The 424-nt window shown below is 67.2% G+C and carries 1 protein-coding gene; it reads right to left on the bottom strand.

All coding sequences use genetic code 11. The features are described from left to right. Positions 1-344: isocitrate/isopropylmalate family dehydrogenase (locus RNB18_RS52635; RefSeq protein ID WP_311721134.1), on the bottom strand; the 344-nt coding region annotated here is incomplete at its 3' end. Between the last annotated feature and the right edge of the window lie 80 nt (positions 345-424).

Raw genomic sequence — 424 nt, 5'->3', positions numbered from 1 at the left:
ATCTCCGGGTTGCCGGCCAGCGGGCTGGAAACCCCGGCGAACAACCTCGACGGCCTCAGGTTCACATGGTGGTCCAACGCGAACCGCATGTTCAGCAGCAGGCCACGCTCGAGCACGCCACTGGGCACCGAGGGATCGCCGATGGCGCCCAACAGGATTGCGTCGTAGCCCTTGAGCTCCTCGACGAAGCCATCAGGCAGGGTCTCCCCCGTCGCGTGGTAGCGACGCGCACCGAGGTCGTACTCGGTCCGCTCCACCCCGGGCAGCACCGCGTCGAGCACCTTCAGCGCCTCGGCGATGACCTCCGGACCGATGCCGTCACCGGCGATTACAGCGAGTTTCATGACAGGTCGACCACTTCCAGCGTCGTGGCGTCGACCGCCGCGGCGAGCGCGGAACGCACATCCTCGGGCACATCGGTATC

The sequence above is a fragment of the Streptomyces doebereineriae genome (assembly GCF_031845645.1).
Lineage (GTDB): Bacteria > Actinomycetota > Actinomycetes > Streptomycetales > Streptomycetaceae > Streptomyces > Streptomyces canus.
Note: the sequence above shows the minus strand (reverse complement) of the source record. Positions and strands in the feature narration are given on the sequence as shown.